We start from the raw sequence: 18,892 nt of genomic DNA, 5'->3' as shown, positions 1-18,892 counted from the left end.
TGAACCGTACCTCTATATTATGCAAACAATATGGAAAATTCAATATTTAATTTTATATTTATATGAATTGTTTAATAAAATTATTAATTACAAAAACTCAGTTTGCTATCTTTCCTGCCGATACCATCGAAATTCGAATAGTAAGTTTATCAGAAGCCCAATGCGTCCATACTGGATTAAAAAGCATCCGCAAGGAGAGGGCGAACATTCATGCGTTTTCGGAAAAGAAGCAGCCACAACAAGTTTAAAAAGCCACCTGTCCAGCACACCGAGAGTAAGCCTGCACATTCAGAGGCGCAGCTCAGTGCAAATATCGGGTCAAATCTTCAGCGGATCAGACAAACACTCGGTAACAGCACCGACATCATCATAAGAGAAGTTCGTATCGGCAAGGATGGTGAACAAAACATTGCTATTCTCTATACTGACGGCTTGGCGGATACGAATGTAGTCTCCGACTTCATCATGGAGTCGATGATGCTGGATAGCGGCTTGTCCGGGGACGTGGAGCACAAGATTCAAACCTCCTCTAATGTCATGCAAATTTTGAAAGATTACGCTCTGACCATCGGAGATATCCGGAATGTTACTGACTTTGAAACCTTATATACCGCTCTGTTATCCGGAGATGCAATCATTTTGGTTGACGGTGAGACTCAGGGAATCGTGGCCAGCGCACGAGGATGGAAAGATCGCGGGGTCACCGAACCTGCCTCAGAAAATGTCGTCCGTGGGCCGCGGGAAGGATTTTCTGAAGCACTACGCACGAATACGGCCTTGATCCGGCGTAAGATCAAAGATCCGAATCTGTGGCTGGAAACAAAACAAATCGGCCGCGTGACCAAGACCGATGTCGCTGTCATGTACATTAAGGGAATCGTGAACAACAAATTGGTCGAAGAAGTGCATGAGCGGCTGAATCGCATTGATGTAGACAGCATTCTTGAAAGCGGGTATATCGAGGAGTTAATCCAGGACGAAACATTTACCCCTTTTCCGACAGTATACAATTCCGAACGCCCGGACGTCATCGCCGCCGAGCTGCTGGAAGGCAAGATCGCGATCCTGGTGGATGGAACCCCGTTTGTGCTTGTCGTACCCGCGCTGTTTGTTTCCTTCCTGCATGCGGCGGAGGATTATTATCAGCGTGCCGATATCAGCAGCTTCATCCGGCTTCTTCGTTACACCGGGGTCTTTATTTCCCTGCTTGGTCCGTCCTTATATGTTGCCATCACTACGTTTCATCAGGAAATGCTGCCAACCTCACTGCTGATCGGTCTGGCGGCACAGCGGGAGGCCGTTCCTTTTCCCGCCTTTATCGAAGCGCTCATGATGGAATTGACTTTTGAAATATTACGAGAAGCCGGCGTCCGCATGCCAAAGTATATCGGGGCAGCCGTCTCCATCGTAGGCACGCTCGTCATCGGACAAGCGGCTGTCGAGGCGGGCATCATATCTGCTGCGATGGTTATTGTCGTATCCATTACAGCGATTTCCAGCTTCGTTCTGCCTGCCTATAATATGTCCATCGCTTTTCGTATGCTGCGCTTTCCCTTGATGGGGCTTGCCGCTTCATTTGGACTATTCGGGATTATCGTCGGCGGCATTGCCCTCATCCTGCATATGTGCAGCCTTCGTTCGTTTGGCGTTCCCTATATGTCTCCTTTTGCCCCTCTAATACCGTCGGACACCAAGGATACCATCTTTCGGCTTCCTCACTGGATGATGATTACACGTCCCCGGCTCGTTGATCAGAAGAATGTGAATCGCCGAAACAGCACCCCGCCCCGGAAACCACGGGAATAAAGTGGAGAAGACAGGAGCAGACGGAAAGGAGTAGACAATCATGAAACGGAAGACGGCATTTCTATTCCTGATGCTTACACTTGTCTTGCTTCTGACGGGCTGTTGGAACCGCAAGGAGCTGAATGAGCTTGCTATCGCTGTCGGTATGGGGATCGATAAACATGGAGATCAATTCCGTGTCTCCGTCCAGGTTGTGGACCCCGGAGAAGCAGCCAAAAAAGGAGCAAGCGGTGGGGCTCCAGCCACGTTGTACATAGCGGAAGCTGATACCGTGTTTGAAGCCATCCGGAAAATAACGACGCTTAGTCCCCGAAAAGTGTATTTTGCTCACCTGCGCATATGCGTAATCGGTGAGTCGATAGCGACCGAAGGGATGGCAAAAGCTCTGGATTTACTCTCCAGGGATCATGAGTTCCGCACCGATTTTTATATTGTGGTGTCAAAGGGCGCCCGGGCGGAGGACACATTGAAAATTATGACGCCCTTGGACCCGATTCCGGCGAATGACCTTTTCGCCTCCCTGGAGTCATCGGAGAAAAATTGGTCGCCCAGTATGACGGTAACCTTGGATGAATTGATTGCAGCTCTCACGAGCGAAGGAATGCAGCCTATCTTGACAGGACTTCGGATCGTTGGCAATACAGAAATGGGAGAATCGAACAGCAATATCCAAAAGATCGACCCACCTGCCCGTTTACAGTATTCGGGACTTGCAGTGTTCAGAAAAGACAAATTAATCGGATGGTTAAACGAAACGGAAAGCAGGGGCTACAACTTCATTCTCGGCAAAGTGCAAAGCTCTGTTGGCTTTGTGACCTGCCCCGCAGGCGGAAAAGTCGTTACGGAGATCATTCGAACCCAAACTGCCATAAAAGGAAGCGTGCATAAGGGAGAGCCCCGGATCAATGTTAAAGTGCATGTTGAGGCCAACGTGGGAGAAGTTGAGTGTCAGGCCCTGGATTTAACCAAAGTGAGCACGATTTATGAGCTGGAGAAGAAATTGGAAGAAAGGATCGAAGAGATTATGAAATCAGCCGTCAGAAAAGCTCAAAAATCGTACAAATCTGACATTTTCGGATTCGGTGAAGCCATTCACCGCGCTGATCCGAAGACCTGGAATGCACTGAAAAAGAATTGGGATCATGAGTATTTTGCAGAATTACCTGTAGATATCAAGGTCGATTTCAAGATTCGGCGCTTGGGCACGATTGGCAGCTCATTCCTGAATGAGATTAAAGAGTAACCTACCAAAGAAGGTGTTAAAAGATGCTGCCTAAAATAGTGAACGTTCTGGGCATATTGCTGGTTGCTGCTGCAATATGCATGTTTGAGGTCCCGTACATGTGGAAAAAGGGGTTAAAAAAAGAGCTTTGGCTGTTTTCCATCCTGCTCCTTCTTGGGGTCGGAATCAGCAGCGCCAGGGCATTAAGTGGGTTTATTCCTACTCCTCTGGATTGGATCACAGCCGTGTATAGACCATTCACCGATTTCCTAACCCATATCGGTCTAATAAAATAAGACGAGGTGAAATTGGTGCCCGGACAGATTAAAATCTCAGCACGTCAACTTATGATCTTGACGACTTTATATACGGTTGGGAGCGCAATTCTCATCATCCCATCAGGCATGGCGCTGGTAGCCAAACAGGATGCGTGGATTGCCGCGTTTGTCGGGGTCGGGGCCGGGCTTCTCATCTTGTATTTGTACATCAAGCTTGCGGCGCTGTATCCACAGATGACCCTGATTGGAATAATGGAAGCCCTGCTCGGAAAGTGGCTAGGTAAAACCGTTGGTCTTCTGTTTTTCGCCACATTTTTCATCAATGCTCCTGTTACCGTTTTGTTTTACCTGGGGAATTTTATGACCACTCAAATGATCCCGGAAACACCAATACAAGCGGTAAACATCCTTTTTGCGCTTATTATATTGTTGGCTGTCCGGCTGGGACTGGAAGTGCTGGCTCGTTCAGCCGAACTGATGTTTCCATTATTTATCCTGCTTTACATTTCTTTTACGGGTTTGGTGGTGTCCAATATTAAATTGGAAAACGTTCAACCTGTACTGGAAGCGGGAGTGGGGCCTATTGGGTCTGCTGCCCTGTCCTTTGTCAGCACAGCGTTTCTTCCTCATCTCGTTCTGCTCATGATCTTCCCGACTTCTGTCAATCGTTTCGATCAAGCCCGTAAAGCCATTTTCACAGGAGGCCTGATTGGGGGATTGATGTTGGTCGTGGTCGTTACATTGGCTATTTTGGTATTAGGTCCTGATCTAACAGCAAGAAATATGTATCCAAGCTATGCATTAGCCAAAAAAATTAGCATCGGCAATTTTCTACAGCGCATCGAAGCGATCATGGCTACCATGTGGTTTATTTCGCTCTTTTTCAGGATCACGTTGTATATGCACTCCATTGTGACAGCAATAGCCCAAATCTTTTGCTTGAAAAACGACCGACAGTTAGTGCTTCCTCTCGGCATTCTTTTAGTCGTCATGTCAATCATCGTATATCCCAATGTTCCTTATCAACAAGCCTATGATACAAAGACGTGGATTCCTTATACATTATCGTTCGGGTTGTTTTTTCCCTTACTGCTGCTCAGTATACATGCCCTGAAAAGGTTGGAGACAAACAAAAATAACATGCCGAATGTTAAACGTGAAGATAGAGGTGAAGATGATGCCTAAGCAAGTCAAAATCTCCGGACGTCAATTTATGATCTTAACGACTTTATTTACGATCGGCAGCGCAATCTTAGTCATTCCCTCAGGCATGACCTTCGTGGCCAAACAGGATGCGTGGATCGCCGCGCTCGTTGGGGTGGGAGCCGGTTTTTTCCTTGTATGGATTTACAATACGCTAGCGACCCTTTATCCACGGATGACATTGGCTGAGATCATTGAAACCCTTCTCGGAAAATGGTTGGGCAAAACCATTTCTCTTCTGTTTATCTTTACTCTTTTCTTGAGTGGTCCTGCCTCAGTGTTGTATGATGTAGGAAATTTCCTGACCACCCAAATCATGCCGGAAACGCCGGCTCAATCCCTGAATATTCTTTTTGCGGTCATTGTAATCATGGGGGTACGGCTTGGAATTGAAACGTTCGCCCGTTCTGCCGAACTATTGTTCCCCTTATTTATCCTCCTTTATATTTCTGGGACTATTTTAATTGCGCCTGAGATCAAACTGGAAAATATCCAGCCCGTGTTTGAGGCAGGGATAGGACCAATCTGGCCTGCTGCGCTATCCTTTATTAGTGTTTTATTTCTACCCCATATCGTTTTGTTAATGATTTTTCCGGCTGTGAATCGTACCGATAAAGCCCGTAAAGCTTTTTTCAACGGAAGCATGCTTGGCGGGATGATGATGTTCCTGGTCGTTGCATTCTCGATTTTGATTTTAGGACCTGATTTAACGGCAAGAAGTATATTTCCAAGCTATTCGTTAGCCAAAAAAATCAGCATCGGCAATTTTCTACAGCGCATCGAAGCGATCATGGCCATCATATGGTTTATTTCGCTCTATTTTAGGATCACTATATATTTATATGCAATTGTGGTGGGCATAGCTCAAATCTTCAATTTGAAAGATTATCGGCCTCTAATTTTACCTCTCGGGATGATCTTGGTCGTCATGTCGGTCGTCATATATCCGAATGTCCCTTACCAACATACGTGGGATGGGACGGTATGGATATCTTATACGTTATCTATAGGGCTTCTTTTGCCTCTGCTGCTGCTCTGTATTCACGGGATACGAAAACTCTGGTCAAAGAAAAAAACAGGGTCCAAAGGATAGATCACATCCATCGTACGATCCATCCTACGAGCATCGGTGAAATTTTTTTGCTGTTACCTGTTTACAATGTGCTCTTTTAGTTTATTTTAAACGAGTATTAAGCTGGCGCTAAGATTGGGCGTGTATGATGTATTTAAGAATCTGGTAACTACATAAAAACCGGATGTGCTAAAGGCATAAATATTATTCCCGTTGGATATCCATATACCGTTCCACCCTGTCAGAATTTTAAAGAAAACAAAGGAGACTTTACACTTATGAATCGAAAACGAATCTTGGTCATCTGCACCTTGTTGCTGGCGTTGTCTATTGGGCAGTCCTCTACATGGGGGGGAAGTCGGGCCAATGCTTCTGCACTGGCTCCAGAGAGAGCCCTTCAGCTACAGGACAGTGAGGCTTCCAAGGATGATGAGTTGCTGGAAACACTGGGTGTATCCTCGGATGAGCAATTGTATGATGCGTTATATAACGGTCAAACCTTGGCAGATATTGCACAATATAATGAACGGGACGCTCAAGCTATCGTTGATTTGCAGGTGGCTCAGTTGACGGAGCAGTTAGATCAACGGCTGGCCAACAAGAGTATTACGCCTGAACAGTACCAAGCCCATAAGGCAGAATTGACGCAGGTCGTTGCCAAGAGTGTGTTTGGACTGTAAAAATAAGTCCATGTAAAAAGGCGCTGAGCCTGTTGGGGATCAGCGCCTTTCTGCTGTCTGTATCTACACTTACACTTGATGTACTCGAATCAGGTTGGTGGCACCGGCCTCGGCGACAGGAACGCCTGCCGACACGACAACGGTGTCTCCTTTTTGAATATACCCTGCATTCAGGGCGTTGCGGATGGAGGATTCGAACATTTCATCCGTCGTCACTACCTTATCGCCTTTGACCGGGAATACCCCGGATAACAGACAAATTTTAGCGAACACCGTATTGTTTGGGGTAACTGCAATAATTGGAGCCTTCGGACGATATTTGGACACCATACGGGCCGTGAAGCCGCTGGCCGTAGACGTAATAATCGCTTTGGCATCCAGCTCCAGGGACGAACTAACCGCACCTTGACTAATAACCTCGGTAATGTTCGTGCTTTGGCGTGCTCTGCGCTTATCGAACTGCTCCTGATAATCAAATTGAGATTCAGCTCTGGCAGCTACGGCAGCCATCGTCCGCACGGACTCGACAGGGTATTTACCCGCAGCGGATTCGCCCGACAGCATAACCACATCGGCTCCTTGCATAACAGCGTTAAACACGTCACTGACTTCAGCTCTCGTCGGACGCGGGTTTACCTGCATAGATTCCAGCATGTGTGTAGCCACGATCACCGGCTTGCCGACCAGATTACACTTGTCGATCATTTCCTTTTGCATCACAGGTACGTCCTGAATCGGCACTTCAACACCCAGATCACCACGGGCTACCATAATACCGTCCGAAGCCTTGATAATATCATCGAGGTTTTCCATACCTTCGGCATTTTCAATTTTAGAATAAATTTGTACATGCTCGGCGTTATGTCCCTTCAAAATCTCACGGATCTCACGAATATCATCGCCTTTACGCACAAAAGAAGCCGCAATAAGCTCGATACGCTGCTCCACTCCGAATTGGATGTGCTTCACATCGCGCTCTGTTACGCCCGGAAGGGTCGTATGAATCCCTGGCAGGTTCACACCTTTTCTCGGTTTCAAAATACCGCCGCTTACAATGGTACAGATCATTTCGGTTCCCTTAATAGAGGCTACAGTCAGATCGACCAAGCCATCATCAATGAGAATACGGTCGCCAGCTTTGATATCCTTCGGCATATCCGGGTAGTTGACCGAAATACGATGCTCGTCCCCCAAAATTTCTTCCGTGGTCAAAATAAGCTGGCTACCTGGCTTCAGCAGACAGGATGCTTCTTTCAGCTTGCCAATCCGTATTTCCGGTCCCTTGATATCCATCATGACAGGAATAAAGGTGTTCAGTTCCTTCGCGGCCTGCCGCACATTTTCAATACGTTTAACGTGATCTTCCAGCTCCCCGTGAGCCATGTTCAAGCGGGCTACTGTCATACCAGCCTGGATCATTTCTTTTAACAAATGAATGGAGTCGCAGGCAGGTCCCATAGTACAGATAATTTTCGTTTTAAGCATAGTAATGTCATCCTCCTGAATGTCTTTACTGTTTGGTTTCTATCCACTTTCACTTCTCTATCTATTAAACTTCTATGGTTCTATTTTACTTGCACTCGTGCGCCAAGACTATGAACTATAGTATGATGAATGTACTACAGTACAATACATTTTTAAGACATCGGAGAGTGGGCCTCGTGATTACAATGACGGACATGCGACAGGACCATGGTATAGACTGGTACGAAAAGGCTGGCCCGAATAACAGCGACGATGACTTACTGTTCATTTTGGTTACCTTTGGAAAATGTGTATATTGGGTGAACGGTTGCAAGTTTATTCTCGGCAAGGGAGAAGCGCTGATCCTACCCGGACATTTGCCTTACTACGGCAAGAGTATTCCAACGCTTTTTCATACCAAGTATGTGATACATTGCCGCAAAACATGTACGAACCACGCACTCCCCCTACTGAATACAGACCAGCCGTTGCAGATCAAGCTCGGATGCTACGATATGCTGCATGAACGGATCAAGTCGGTGTACTACCAATGGACTGAGCGCCCGAGCTACTATGCAATGATGGCTGACTGCTTGCTGACCGAGGCGATGATTTATATCAATCAGGAACGGGACAAGGGTGCCGCTTCTTGCGATAAAGAGAAGCACGTAGAGCATATGAAGCAGTATATTCAGAATCATTATCGGGAAAAGGTGACGAAAGAGGAGCTTGGCGACGCCATCCGTAAAACGCCCAACTACGCAGCCACACTGCTACGCGAGGTAACACGCCAAACGATCAGCGAGCATGTACATACGCAGCGCATTAAAACCGCCATCTACATGTTGACTGAGTCCCGGCTGACGATTCGTGAAATTTCAGAGTATGTGGGGTATAGTGATGTTTCCTATTTTCATCGGATATTCAAACGTCTTACAGGCTGCTCCCCATCCGAGTTTCTGGATGAACGTTCTTCGATTGTCTAGGCGTTTCTTGTACAGTGGAAATAGAAGGCGGAAAAGGTTGCGAAACTCCGTATTTAAATGTATGTTGGATTCAACTGGATAGACAACAAATACCTCATTTTATAAGGTGCGAATGTGAAGCTCACATAAAAACCCCGGTTCCTTCGCACCTCGAAATTTGTCGAAAAAGGCTTGGATGGGTGGTACTGGGTGAATGTCAATGCTTGATTCAAGCCTTTTCGGCATCGTTTATTGCGAAAATGTATGATATTGATACCATTAGGGTATAGATCACTGCATTTTCGCTGTCGCACTCCATGTGAGTGCGTGGATTGAAATCCAACTTCGCTGCAGAAACTCGTCAAGGTCTGAGTCGCACTCCATGTGAGTGCGTGGATTGAAATTTGATGCGGTTTATGGTGACCCTAGCTAGGTTCCGTCGCACTCCATGTGAGTGCGTGGATTGAAATTGGAAACTCGTATGTTAGTCGTTTACTGCGGTAGTAATGTCGCACTCCATGTGAGTGCGTGGATTGAAATACACTTACGGCGATTACGTAACCCTCGAACCGACGGAGTCGCACTCCATGTGAGTGCGTGGATTGAAATAAAAGTTTTGTAATGAGCCGTGTAATCAAATCGTTCGTCGCACTCCATGTGAGTGCGTGGATTGAAATGTATTCTGTCACTAACAGACGAAGCCTTTAAATCTCGTCGCACTCCATGTGAGTGCGTGGATTGAAATCATCAACATAATAAACAGCGTTTACGGCTACTTGTCGCACTCCATGTGAGTGCGTGGATTGAAATCGGGCGAAGTCGCAGTGGATCGGCTACACTCTTCTAGACAGAAAAATTGTGGTCTAATATAGTAGACTACAGACCAACCTAGGAGGAGCAAACGGATCATGACAAAAAAAGAAAGACGTACCTTTAGCGCTGAATTTAAAGCGCAGATGGTTCAGCTCTATCAAAGTGGCAAACCACGCAAGGATATCATTCAAGAATATGATTTGAATCCTTCATCGTTAGATAAATGGGTGAAACAGAGTTCCACATCGGGATCCTTCAAAGAGAAAGACAACCGAACTCCAGAGGAATTAGAACTCATCGAACTTCGAAAACAGAACAAGCAACTGCTCATGGAGAATGATATTTTAAAGCAAGCCGCGCTGATCATAGGACGAAAGTAAATGTCATTCGCCAGAATAAACATAAATACTCGGTATCAGCAATGTGCGACGTCCTAAAACTCCCTAGAAGCACGTATTATTATGAAGAAAACAAAGTGGAAGTGACATCGGAGGATGAGCTTCCCACGCTGATTATGGACATTTTTCAAAGCAGCCGCCAAAACTACGGTACGCGTAAGATTAAAAAAGAGCTGTACCAGCAAGGTCTTACGGTATCCAGGCGGAGAATTGGGCGAAACATGAAGGAACTCGGGTTGGTTTCCTCGTATACAGTCGCCCAGTACAAGCCTCGTCCCACGAGCTGCAATGAAGCCAAGCAAGCGAATGTATTGGACCGAAAATTTGAACAAGAGCAGGCGCTATCTGTCGTCGTAAGCGATCTGACGTACGTCCGAGTGGGTTCATATTGGAACTACGTATGCTTCTTTGTAGATCTGTTTAACCGCGAGATTATCGGCTACAGTGCAGGCCCCCATAAGGATGCCAAGCTGGTTTACCGTGCTTTGGCTTCAATTAAGGGCAACCTGAATGACATTCAGCTCTTCCACACCGACCGAGGAAATGAATTCAAGAATAAACTCATTGACGATGCGCTGGAGGCTTTTCAGATTGAACGTTCTTTGAGCATGAAAGGCTGTCCCTATGACAATGCCGTTGCGGAAGCCACTTTTAAAATTTTCAAAACGGAGTTTGTAAAGAAACGTCATTTTGAAAGTCTTGCTGAGCTAACCACAGAATTACATGACTATGTACACTGGTTTAACCATATTCGGATTCACGGTTCTCTGGATTACTTGAATCCAGCCGAGTTCAAGCAGAGGCACCACAAAAAAATTGTCTAGTTTAGTGTTGACAATCCACAGTGCCGCTTTAATCAAGCGATGTCGCACTCCATGTGAGTGCGTGGATTGAAATATTACTTTCCACGCGCTCTCACCACCGCCTTAACGTCGCACTCCATGTGAGTGCGTGGATTGAAATCAATTACCCATGCTCTAGCGCTTCGCTCACAAAACTCACTCTGTATGGAGTGCGTTTTTCCCCCTTACTCTCCACTTCCATCGCTCGTCCTTTCCATATGCATTAATTTCCAAACTTCAACTTTATACATTAGTTGCATAATATATTGACAGATGGTTAATTTTGGACAATAATAGAATGCAATAATATAAAAATTTTGTAATTTTTATGTGAAGGGTGGATATGACATGAAGCATACACCTACGATACGAACAGAATTAGACAGATACTTAAAACAAGAGGGCTTGAGTCTAACGAAATTCGGGCATATTGCTGGCATGAATAGGGGAATAGTAAGTGCTATTGTGACGGGGAATAAGTCTATGTCTGTTAACCAGCTTGACCTAATTACTAAGGCTATGGGTTTACCGGAGGGCTACTTTTACGACTTATTTATAGAAAACTACATCATCGACACCCCCCCGAATATGCGTCGAATTGAGCGGTTGCTATATCGTTGTGCAGAGCTGGACAAGCTGGATGCGATCCGTCGAATCGTTGGACAAATCATGGACAATCTACTCTATTCACCTAAACTATTTGACATTGCAGAAGCGCTATTAGCACAAGGACGACATGCTGCTGCGCTGCTGCTCTATGAGAATGTAGCAGAAGTGGAGAAGTACCAACATTCTGAACGCTTGGCAATCTGTCAATATCGTATATTCACGATTCAGATTGGAGACGATCAAAAACGCAATCTCAAAGCAGCTACGATATTTGAAGCTTTTGTTGAACGGCTAGATGAAATAGACCAGCTTGACGCATTGAAGGACTTGGCGAACGTGTACAGGTCTTCGCGTCAATGGGATATGCTTGATGAAATAGCTCGAAAAATGAAGGTGATAGCGGAAATTCAATATTCGATGAAACATCAACAGAAGAAGCGAGAGTGCAATGAGTCTACTAAGAAGCTAAGTCGTCCCTTGTTTGTGTACATCACCTATGCCGATTTGTTGTGTGCAAGTGTCTGTGAAGCCCAAGGCGATTTTCTACAAGCTCTAGATTATACATATGCCTACGCTAATTTAGATTGGGTCAAAGAGACGGACGAAGATACCCAACACTGGATTGGTTTGTTTCAACATTGGGCGGAAGGTAATACTTACGCATATAAGTTGTTGTCAGGAGATACAGGTGTGCTTCCGGATTATGTTGAATACATTGCCGCAACACCACTTACTATCGAAAATGAAAAACTTTCAAAGCTGTTGAACGTTATAATAGCGGCTAATCGATATCAACTGAATGTAGATGATATACTTCAGCGGTTCAGATTAGAAATTAATTCTTTTGATCTGTTGCCAGCATCTAATGATATGTATTCTAAACAAGTGATGCCGGATTATTTCGCATGGTTTGGTTACGAACTGGCTTACTATTATTTAAACCAGGGGATGTACAGTGATGGCTTTAAACATTTGATGAACGCATCGCTAAAAGCGAATATACTAAATAATGAGACTTATTTTATAAACTGTACAGGGCTTTTTGCACATTTCCAAGCATATGCGCTTCCTGAGACCAGAGAAGAGTATTTCAAACTATTAGAAAAGGTGTGGATGAACAATGTTAAAAAAAATGGTACTGCTGATCATCGCGGCTAGCTTTTTGTTTATTGTTACTGTGCCGGATCAAGCCCTTAACCACCACCATAGTATTCAGCCTTACGTTACCATTGGAGGTGCTTAAACGGATAGGAACAACAATCCCCGCTAACCTTAACTGGTCGGCGGGGATTTCTTTTGTCATTATTCTACATTTTTTATGTTTAATAGTCCAAAAGGCTTGAGTTACGAGAAATGATAGTTCTCAATTTATTTGTTCTATTGGTCTTATAGTTAGAATTTTATAGAGTTTTACAACGGGACTTTCTTACTGTTTATTCCATTTTTATAAATCCCCCTTACATGCAAAGACTTCAACAGTTGATGCTACATATGGAGCTTCGCCAACAGTAGATGCCAATACTGTAGCCGCCAAATGGAAGATCGAAGCGATAAACCCGGCGACTGCCCCACCGATCAGCCCCATGACAAAAGGCTTCATATATCTCAAGTTGACCCCGAAAATAGCTGGCTCCGTATCCCAGAAAAGCGAACAACGAGGAAGGAAGCGCTAGCGCCTTCAGCTTGCTGTTCTTCGTTTTCAGCCCAACTGCCAGACAAGCCGCACCTTGGGCAGCCATAGCGCAAGTAATGCCAGCTTCCTTCGGATTCCGCCTCACGGCGGACACCCTTGCTCTTGGCTAATGGTTGGCAACTGTCAGCCCCCATAGCGGACTTTCACCGCCTAGTTACGCGCCATGCATGGCGCACAAAAAAGAACGCTCATTTTTACAAGCGTTCCGGAAAAAATTAGTTTTTTTTCTCTTTTTTTTCGTAAACAAAATTATTATAGATAATTTGCTTTGTCTGTGCTGTTATCTGCTCTTGATTGTCCCAATTTGCGACTTGATCGCTTGGATACTTATTCGGAACTTCAACAGGGAAAAAATCTCCATATTTTGAGTGTATAATTTCTGCTTGTGAAGATAACACTTTCTCGTTTATCTCCTTCTTTTTCTCAGGTGTGAGCCAGTCAGGATCATTGGTAGTTTGGGTTTGAGGCTTACTGCTGTTCGCAAAGGTCTGACTTTTGATAACAGCCACCGCCCCTCCGACAACGACAATTAGACTTAAAATAATAACAACTGTTCTGAGTCGCTTATTCACACTCACTTCCTCCCTTCCAAAAGTAATCCATTTAAAAAGATTTAATAACCCATGAATCCATTCCCGGAAATGGTATAGTCATTTAAATTATTTACTAACATTTGGTATTACCCGGCTTCTGGTACCTTGATTTCAAATTTTGTATTCGTGCCTGTATATCTTCCGGAAACCATGCGAACCTTACCCAAATAATCTCTACTCACGAGTGTATAACCAACATCGGGTTGAGACCAAGAACTATCATCTCCCCACTGCACCACACTTACAGGCACATACCCTGCATAACCAATTGAAAACTTATCTGACCAAAATCTATCGTTACGACTTAGGTGGCTAAATGACCAAGATGGCACAGCCATAGGGGAAATTTTTTCAATGGATTGAGTTTTATCGCTTTTTACAATTACTGACTCCAGTGGAACTGCATTGGCTATAGCTTCATTATACTCTTCAAGCGTCAAACCGCTCAAGAGCGTATCCGAATTAACAATTGAGGAGTAGGGTGGGAATAGGGACTGGTTAGAAGGGGCTTTAGCCGATGAAGATGAATCTGCATAAGAGCTTGCAGGATTCAGCCCAATGGCCACTAACATAATAACTAGCATTGTTACAAGAAGTTTTTTCACAGATAATTGCCTCCAAATACTAAATTTTAACAACTTATATACAATAACACACAAAATAACCATCGTATATATATTTTTTTAATTTTTAACTCATTGACATAAAATTTTGTTTTTCGGGATTTGATAAAAATTGCTACAGTTTGTCAAGGAATACCGCATTAAAGGAAGGAAACTATTCTACTACCCAAGTCCATGCCATTGTAAATACTCTGGCAACCCGTTGCGCTCCGAACTAACTGGCGGCCAAAGTCATGATGCGTAACCGGATACGAAATGCTAAAGTTTAAAGAAAAACGGCCGCCCCACTTGGATGCTTTCTCTAGCAGCCCTTTTACAACAAGGGCCAAGAGCGCTCCAAAGTAGGGCGACCGTTACAGTTCATTAATACACGTATGCGTACTTATTCGTGCCACCTGGGCGGTTTTAATTGGAGGAACCTGCTGTTTTGACTTCCTCCAGCATTTTATCGTTATAGCCAAACATCCAAGTCAGGACAAAAGCTACTGCCATAGCAGCCACGTTCGCCAAAATATAAAGCGGAAGCTGATGATTCATGTAGAGCAATGTACCCGGAATGACAGTAATGGCCATACCCGTAGCCGCCAAATGGAAGACCGAAGCGATAAAACCGCCAACCGCCCCGCCGATCAGCCCCATGACAAAAGGCTTCATGTATCTCAGGTTAACCCCGAAAATAGCCGGCTCTGTAATCCCCAGAAAAGCGGATAACGAGGAAGGAAGCGCTAACGCTTTCAGCTTGCCGTTCTTCGTTTTGAGTCCAACCGCCAGACAAGCCGCACCTTGGGCAGCCATAGCGCAAGTAATGATCGCATTGAAGGCGTTTACGCCATTCTTTTCAAGCAGTTGAATTTCCAGAAAATTAAATATATGGTGCACACCCGTAACGACGACAATTTGATGCAGAAAACCGATAACAATCCCTGCAATACCGAAAGGCAAATCCAGTACAAACGTCGTTCCTTGCAGTACCCACTCTTCAAGAGAATGGAAAACCGGACCGATGGCAAACAGCCCCAGTATAATCATGATCAACAGTGTTAAAAATGGCGTAAGAATCAGATCCAGCGCTTCAGGTACCCGTTTGCGCAGTCCCCGTTCCAGCTTGGCTCCGATCAAACCCACGAAGAAGGCTGGCAATACCGAGCCCTGATAACCCACCACAGGGATGAAGCCGAACATCGTCAAGGGATGAGCTGAGCCGTCCGCAACACCATAGGCGTTGGGCAAGGCCGGGTTCACCAGCATCAGACCGAGAACGATACCGAGCACCGGGCTACCGCCGAATACTCTAAAGGCTGACCACGCGACCAGCGCAGGTAGAAAAGCAAAAGCCGTATCCGTCAATACTTGGGTAAACAATAGGAAATTCGGTGAAATATCCTGTGGCGTCATGCCGAACAGGGCCAGAATTTGCGGCTGGGTAAGCAAGCCCCGCAAGCCCATGAACAGCCCCGTAGCAACCAGCACCGGAATGATCGGTACAAATACGTCGCCAAAGGTACGAATGGAGCGTTGGAAGACATTGCCTTCCTTTTTCGCCTGACTCTTCACTTCTTCTTTAGATGTACCGGTCACTCCGAGCTTCTCGACCTCTTCAAAAATCCGATTGACCGTACCTGTACCAAAAATAACCTGATACTGACCCGAGTTGAAAAAAGCTCCTTTGACCTTGTCGATTTCTTCGACCTTTTTCTGATCAATCTTCTCCTTGTCATGCACCATAATCCGCAGGCGTGTCGCGCAGTGAGCAAAGGACGCAATATTATCCTTCCCACCGATTGCCTCGATCACTTCTTTGGCTATTTCCCGGTTCTCCGCCATGATGTTCATCCTCTCGTTCATTCCGTTATGTTATTGATGATTAACGATCCACTTGATGATGTTGAATATTCATGTAAAATCCCATTTTACCGCTTGGAAGAGAGTCTCTCCCTTGTCGGCAAAAAAGCGTATTTCGTCACTCTCTGGGTGCGGAAAAATACGACTGGTGAACACCTCTTCCCCATCATTGACAAAAATTTCTACCGAAGACGTATCCACGAACAGATGAAGCTTGATACGGTCCCCATTCATGGCGCACTGTCTTATCTCACCATACGAATCAGCGACAGACTCACCCGATTGCGAACGGTCCAGCACAAGCTTGCGGCTGACGGCATCATATCGGATTACCGTTTTCTCGGTCGCACTTGCGCGGAATTCAATACCGCAAGCCTTGGCGCTCAAAAGATCATACTCACAAATCAGCTCATAAGCCGTACCCTTGAAGCCCGTATAGGTTTTGCTCTCCGACGTTAATGTGTCGGCTACCCGCTCCTCACGCTTTCTACGCAGCGTAGTCAGCTCAGGTATCGGCGTTTGTATAAGTTTACCCTCATGAAGCATAAGCTCCCTCGGCAGCGTCAGGCAATGCGCCCATCCGTTCGGATCTGTCGGATAGTCGATATCCGGTAATCCCATCCACGCCACCATAATACGCCGCCCCTGCGGGTCGATCATCGTCTGCGGTGCATAAAAGTCAAAGCCACGGTCCAGCTCGCGGAATACGCCGTGCTCCAATATTCTGGTTTGGGTATCCAGCGGTTTGCCGATCACATAGCCCGACTGATAAATGTTGTGGTACTCATCCCCGGAAGGCTCCAGTCCCTGAGGAGAAAATACCAATACACCCGAGCCGTCCAGTTCAAAATAATCCGGGCATTCCCACATGTAGCCAAACGTCTCCAGCCCTGTCCGCAGTTCCCCCTCAAACTGCCACGTATGAAGGTCGGTTGACCGATAAAGGACGGCGCAGCCTGTTGCATTCGCTCTCTGGGCACCGATCACACAATAAAAGCTGTCCCCGTCCTTCCACAGCTTGGGATCACGAAAATGATCCGTATATCCTTCCGGCACGTTCGGAATAACGGGATGCTCCCATTTTGTAATGAGACCGCTCTCATCCATAACGGCCATACATTGATAAGGATGTCTGATCCAGTCCCCGTCACGTGTATTTCCCGTATATAGCATATACAGCTTGCCCTCATGCTCCATCGCGCTACCTGAATAAGCACCATGTGAATCAAAATAATCTCCCGGTGCGATACCGATGCCTGCGTCGTCCCATGTGACCAAATCTCTGGACTTCAAATGATACCAGTATTTCATTCCATGATCGGTTCCAAGTGGGAACCACTGATAGAACAAATGATATTCACCCTGATAATAAGAAAAGCCATTGGGATCATTGAGCAAGCCTGTCGGTGGCTGAATATGAAACTCCTGCCGCCAGTGACATTGCTCCACCTTTTTCTCCAAGCTGGCTATTTCACCAGGCTCTGCCTGCTCAATCAGTCGATACTTTTGTTCTTTTGTCATTTTCATAGGTGTACCTCATTCTGTATTAAAACTTTCGTCTCAGGAACCGGTTCCAATTTGACGAAAAATAATATATAGGAACCGGTTCCTGTACGATTAAAAAAATACACTTATCCATAGATTTGCAACCGATTCCACTTGTGCCCGAGTGCGGTGGAACCGGTTTCGAAGAAATTATAATCCACCTGTTCAGCGTTTGTCAACGCTTTCTCTCTCTATCAGAGAATAATTCATAACGGTCACTTTCTCTACCGGTTTGTGTTCTACCAGCCTTACAATATTTTGCGCCGCTACGCGTCCTGCTTCCATGTACGGATATTGCACGGTTGTCAGCGCAGGATGAATCACCTCTGTAATATCGTATCCCCCGAAGCCAGTCACCGACAATTCCGATGGAATGGTAATCCCTCTGGAATACGCCGCGTTGATCACGCCAAGCGCAATATTATCCGTAGCACACACCATTAAGGATGGCTTGAATCCATCTAAAATCGCAGACGCAGCCACCCGTGCATCAGACATTTTAAATCCAGTTTCATAGTATCTGATATCGTACCCAGCGGATCGCTCCAGTTGCTTCACATCGTCCATATGAGCTTGATCGGTCAATGCATCCCGAACAGCCTGCTTAAAGCCCTCCTTGCGCCGCACGCCGACAGCGACATCCCTTTCCGTAACGCCGACGTAGGCAATCTCACGGTGGCCCTGTGACAGAACATATGCGCCGATATCATATCCCGCCCGGTAGTCATCATGGATAAGGCTGTGAAGCTGCGTGTGCTGCTGCCCTACCAGCAAAACCGGAATCGCAATGTCGCGGATCGCGGTCAGATGCTCATCGGTAATTTCAGCAGCCAGTAAAATAATACCGGAAATCTTTTGCCGACCCAGCTCGTAAATGGCTTCGATTTCACGTTTCACATCCTGGCTTGTATTCGAGATCAGCATCTGATAATGCTGGGCCCGCAGCTCTTGATCTATACCCATCAGCGTATGGGATGTCGCGAAGGAATCCAGACGTGGCACAACGGTTCCGATAATGTTAGTCCGCTTCGCTTTCAGGCTCTGGGCGAAGGTATTAGGGACATAACCCGTGGCCTTGACCACCTTTTCAATTTTACGTCTAGTATCCACACTGACAGCCCCGCCGTTCAAAAAACGGGATACCGTGCTCTTGGATACGCCAGCCATTTGGGCTATATCTGCAATCGTCTTATTCATGAGTTCCCCCGGATTGTCTTCATTTTCACAAGCTTTCAAAACGTCTT

The 18,892-nt window shown here is 45.8% G+C and carries 15 protein-coding genes, 1 pseudogene and 1 CRISPR repeat array; of the genes and pseudogenes, 9 read left to right on the top strand and 7 right to left on the bottom strand.

Annotated features, from left to right (window positions below):
* Positions 1 to 210: 210 nt before the first annotated feature.
* The 6 genes from AC0WRU_RS01635 to AC0WRU_RS01610 all read left to right on the top strand — a co-directional run bounded on the left by AC0WRU_RS01635 (position 211) and on the right by AC0WRU_RS01610 (position 6,261).
* The gene (locus AC0WRU_RS01635) at positions 211 to 1,806 is read left to right on the top strand and encodes a spore germination protein (protein ID WP_476126968.1); all 1,596 of its coding nucleotides are present in this window, start codon (positions 211 to 213) and stop codon (positions 1,804 to 1,806) included.
* Between the two features lie 40 nt (positions 1,807 to 1,846).
* Positions 1,847 to 3,049, top strand: coding sequence for a Ger(x)C family spore germination protein (locus tag AC0WRU_RS01630; protein WP_476126967.1), 1,203 nt, complete (start codon positions 1,847 to 1,849; stop codon positions 3,047 to 3,049).
* Between the two features lie 23 nt (positions 3,050 to 3,072).
* The gene (locus tag AC0WRU_RS01625) at positions 3,073 to 3,324 is read left to right on the top strand and encodes a hypothetical protein (protein WP_476126966.1); all 252 of its coding nucleotides are present in this window, start codon (positions 3,073 to 3,075) and stop codon (positions 3,322 to 3,324) included.
* A gap of 15 nt (positions 3,325 to 3,339) precedes the next feature.
* Positions 3,340 to 4,491, top strand: a complete 1,152-nt coding sequence (locus AC0WRU_RS01620) for a GerAB/ArcD/ProY family transporter (protein ID WP_476126965.1) — start codon at positions 3,340 to 3,342, stop codon at positions 4,489 to 4,491.
* Positions 4,481 to 5,602: a GerAB/ArcD/ProY family transporter gene (locus AC0WRU_RS01615; RefSeq protein ID WP_476126964.1), complete on the top strand. Its 1,122-nt coding sequence runs from the start codon at positions 4,481 to 4,483 to the stop codon at positions 5,600 to 5,602. Before AC0WRU_RS01620 ends, AC0WRU_RS01615 begins: the two co-directional genes overlap by 11 nt.
* A 257-nt stretch (positions 5,603 to 5,859) precedes the next feature.
* Positions 5,860 to 6,261, top strand: a complete 402-nt coding sequence (locus AC0WRU_RS01610) for a hypothetical protein (RefSeq protein WP_476126963.1) — start codon at positions 5,860 to 5,862, stop codon at positions 6,259 to 6,261.
* Positions 6,262 to 6,330: 69 nt separating this feature from the next.
* Here AC0WRU_RS01610 and pyk read toward each other — a convergent pair whose 3' ends face one another.
* On the bottom strand, positions 6,331 to 7,746 hold the full coding sequence (gene pyk / locus AC0WRU_RS01605) for a pyruvate kinase (protein ID WP_476126962.1): 1,416 nt from the start codon (positions 7,744 to 7,746) through the stop codon (positions 6,331 to 6,333).
* Positions 7,747 to 7,922: 176 nt separating this feature from the next.
* On the opposite strand from pyk, the gene AC0WRU_RS01600 reads away from it, so the two are divergent.
* From AC0WRU_RS01600 to AC0WRU_RS01590, 3 genes are all read left to right on the top strand, one after another.
* The gene (locus AC0WRU_RS01600; protein ID WP_476126961.1) at positions 7,923 to 8,711 is read left to right on the top strand and encodes a helix-turn-helix domain-containing protein; all 789 of its coding nucleotides are present in this window, start codon (positions 7,923 to 7,925) and stop codon (positions 8,709 to 8,711) included.
* A gap of 286 nt (positions 8,712 to 8,997) precedes the next feature.
* Positions 8,998 to 9,500: a CRISPR direct-repeat array (repeat unit 32 nt; unit sequence GTCGCACTCCATGTGAGTGCGTGGATTGAAAT).
* A gap of 98 nt (positions 9,501 to 9,598) precedes the next feature.
* A protein-coding gene (locus AC0WRU_RS01595; protein ID WP_476126960.1) for an IS3 family transposase occupies positions 9,599 to 10,725 on the top strand; the annotation gives its coding sequence in 2 pieces (ribosomal slippage) (positions 9,599 to 9,848 and positions 9,848 to 10,725; 1,128 coding nt in all).
* A 366-nt stretch (positions 10,726 to 11,091) separates the two neighbouring features.
* Positions 11,092 to 12,510, top strand: coding sequence for a transcriptional regulator (locus tag AC0WRU_RS01590; protein WP_476126959.1), 1,419 nt, complete (start codon positions 11,092 to 11,094; stop codon positions 12,508 to 12,510).
* Between the two features lie 346 nt (positions 12,511 to 12,856).
* Here the strand turns inward: AC0WRU_RS01590 and AC0WRU_RS01585 are convergent.
* The 6 genes and pseudogenes from AC0WRU_RS01585 to AC0WRU_RS01560 all read right to left on the bottom strand — a co-directional run.
* Positions 12,857 to 13,121 (bottom strand): annotated as a pseudogene (locus AC0WRU_RS01585) (PTS transporter subunit EIIC); the annotation flags it as partial.
* A 139-nt stretch (positions 13,122 to 13,260) separates the two neighbouring features.
* The gene (locus tag AC0WRU_RS01580) at positions 13,261 to 13,617 is read right to left on the bottom strand and encodes a hypothetical protein (RefSeq protein ID WP_476126958.1); all 357 of its coding nucleotides are present in this window, start codon (positions 13,615 to 13,617) and stop codon (positions 13,261 to 13,263) included.
* 107 nt (positions 13,618 to 13,724) lie between these two features.
* Positions 13,725 to 14,243: a hypothetical protein gene (locus AC0WRU_RS01575; protein ID WP_476126956.1), complete on the bottom strand. Its 519-nt coding sequence runs from the start codon at positions 14,241 to 14,243 to the stop codon at positions 13,725 to 13,727.
* A 423-nt stretch (positions 14,244 to 14,666) separates the two neighbouring features.
* The gene (locus AC0WRU_RS01570) at positions 14,667 to 16,085 is read right to left on the bottom strand and encodes a sucrose-specific PTS transporter subunit IIBC (RefSeq protein ID WP_476126955.1); all 1,419 of its coding nucleotides are present in this window, start codon (positions 16,083 to 16,085) and stop codon (positions 14,667 to 14,669) included.
* A 69-nt stretch (positions 16,086 to 16,154) separates the two neighbouring features.
* Positions 16,155 to 17,630 carry a glycoside hydrolase family 32 protein gene (locus tag AC0WRU_RS01565; protein ID WP_476126954.1) on the bottom strand — a complete coding sequence of 492 codons (1,476 nt, stop codon included), beginning with the start codon at positions 17,628 to 17,630 and terminating at the stop codon, positions 16,155 to 16,157.
* Between the two features lie 183 nt (positions 17,631 to 17,813).
* Positions 17,814 to 18,845: a LacI family DNA-binding transcriptional regulator gene (locus AC0WRU_RS01560; protein WP_476126953.1), complete on the bottom strand. Its 1,032-nt coding sequence runs from the start codon at positions 18,843 to 18,845 to the stop codon at positions 17,814 to 17,816.
* Positions 18,846 to 18,892: the final 47 nt, after the last annotated feature.

It is taken from the genome of Paenibacillus sp. 1-8, from assembly GCF_056316205.1.
This window is presented reverse-complemented; position numbering and strand designations above follow the sequence as displayed.

What these genes read in the sequence shown, in the direction of transcription:
- AC0WRU_RS01635 (WP_476126968.1), top strand. Translation starts at nt 211, where the DNA reads ATGCGTTTTCGGAAAAGAAGCAGCCACAACAAGTTTAAAAAGCCACCT.
- pyk (WP_476126962.1), bottom strand. Translation starts at nt 7,746, where the DNA reads ATGCTTAAAACGAAAATTATCTGTACTATGGGACCTGCCTGCGACTCC.
- AC0WRU_RS01590 (WP_476126959.1), top strand. Translation starts at nt 11,092, where the DNA reads ATGAAGCATACACCTACGATACGAACAGAATTAGACAGATACTTAAAA.
- AC0WRU_RS01565 (WP_476126954.1), bottom strand. Translation starts at nt 17,630, where the DNA reads ATGAAAATGACAAAAGAACAAAAGTATCGACTGATTGAGCAGGCAGAG.
- AC0WRU_RS01570 (WP_476126955.1), bottom strand. Translation starts at nt 16,085, where the DNA reads ATGGCGGAGAACCGGGAAATAGCCAAAGAAGTGATCGAGGCAATCGGT.
- AC0WRU_RS01610 (WP_476126963.1), top strand. Translation starts at nt 5,860, where the DNA reads ATGAATCGAAAACGAATCTTGGTCATCTGCACCTTGTTGCTGGCGTTG.
- AC0WRU_RS01625 (WP_476126966.1), top strand. Translation starts at nt 3,073, where the DNA reads ATGCTGCCTAAAATAGTGAACGTTCTGGGCATATTGCTGGTTGCTGCT.
- AC0WRU_RS01560 (WP_476126953.1), bottom strand. Translation starts at nt 18,845, where the DNA reads ATGAATAAGACGATTGCAGATATAGCCCAAATGGCTGGCGTATCCAAG.
- AC0WRU_RS01615 (WP_476126964.1), top strand. Translation starts at nt 4,481, where the DNA reads ATGATGCCTAAGCAAGTCAAAATCTCCGGACGTCAATTTATGATCTTA.
- AC0WRU_RS01630 (WP_476126967.1), top strand. Translation starts at nt 1,847, where the DNA reads ATGAAACGGAAGACGGCATTTCTATTCCTGATGCTTACACTTGTCTTG.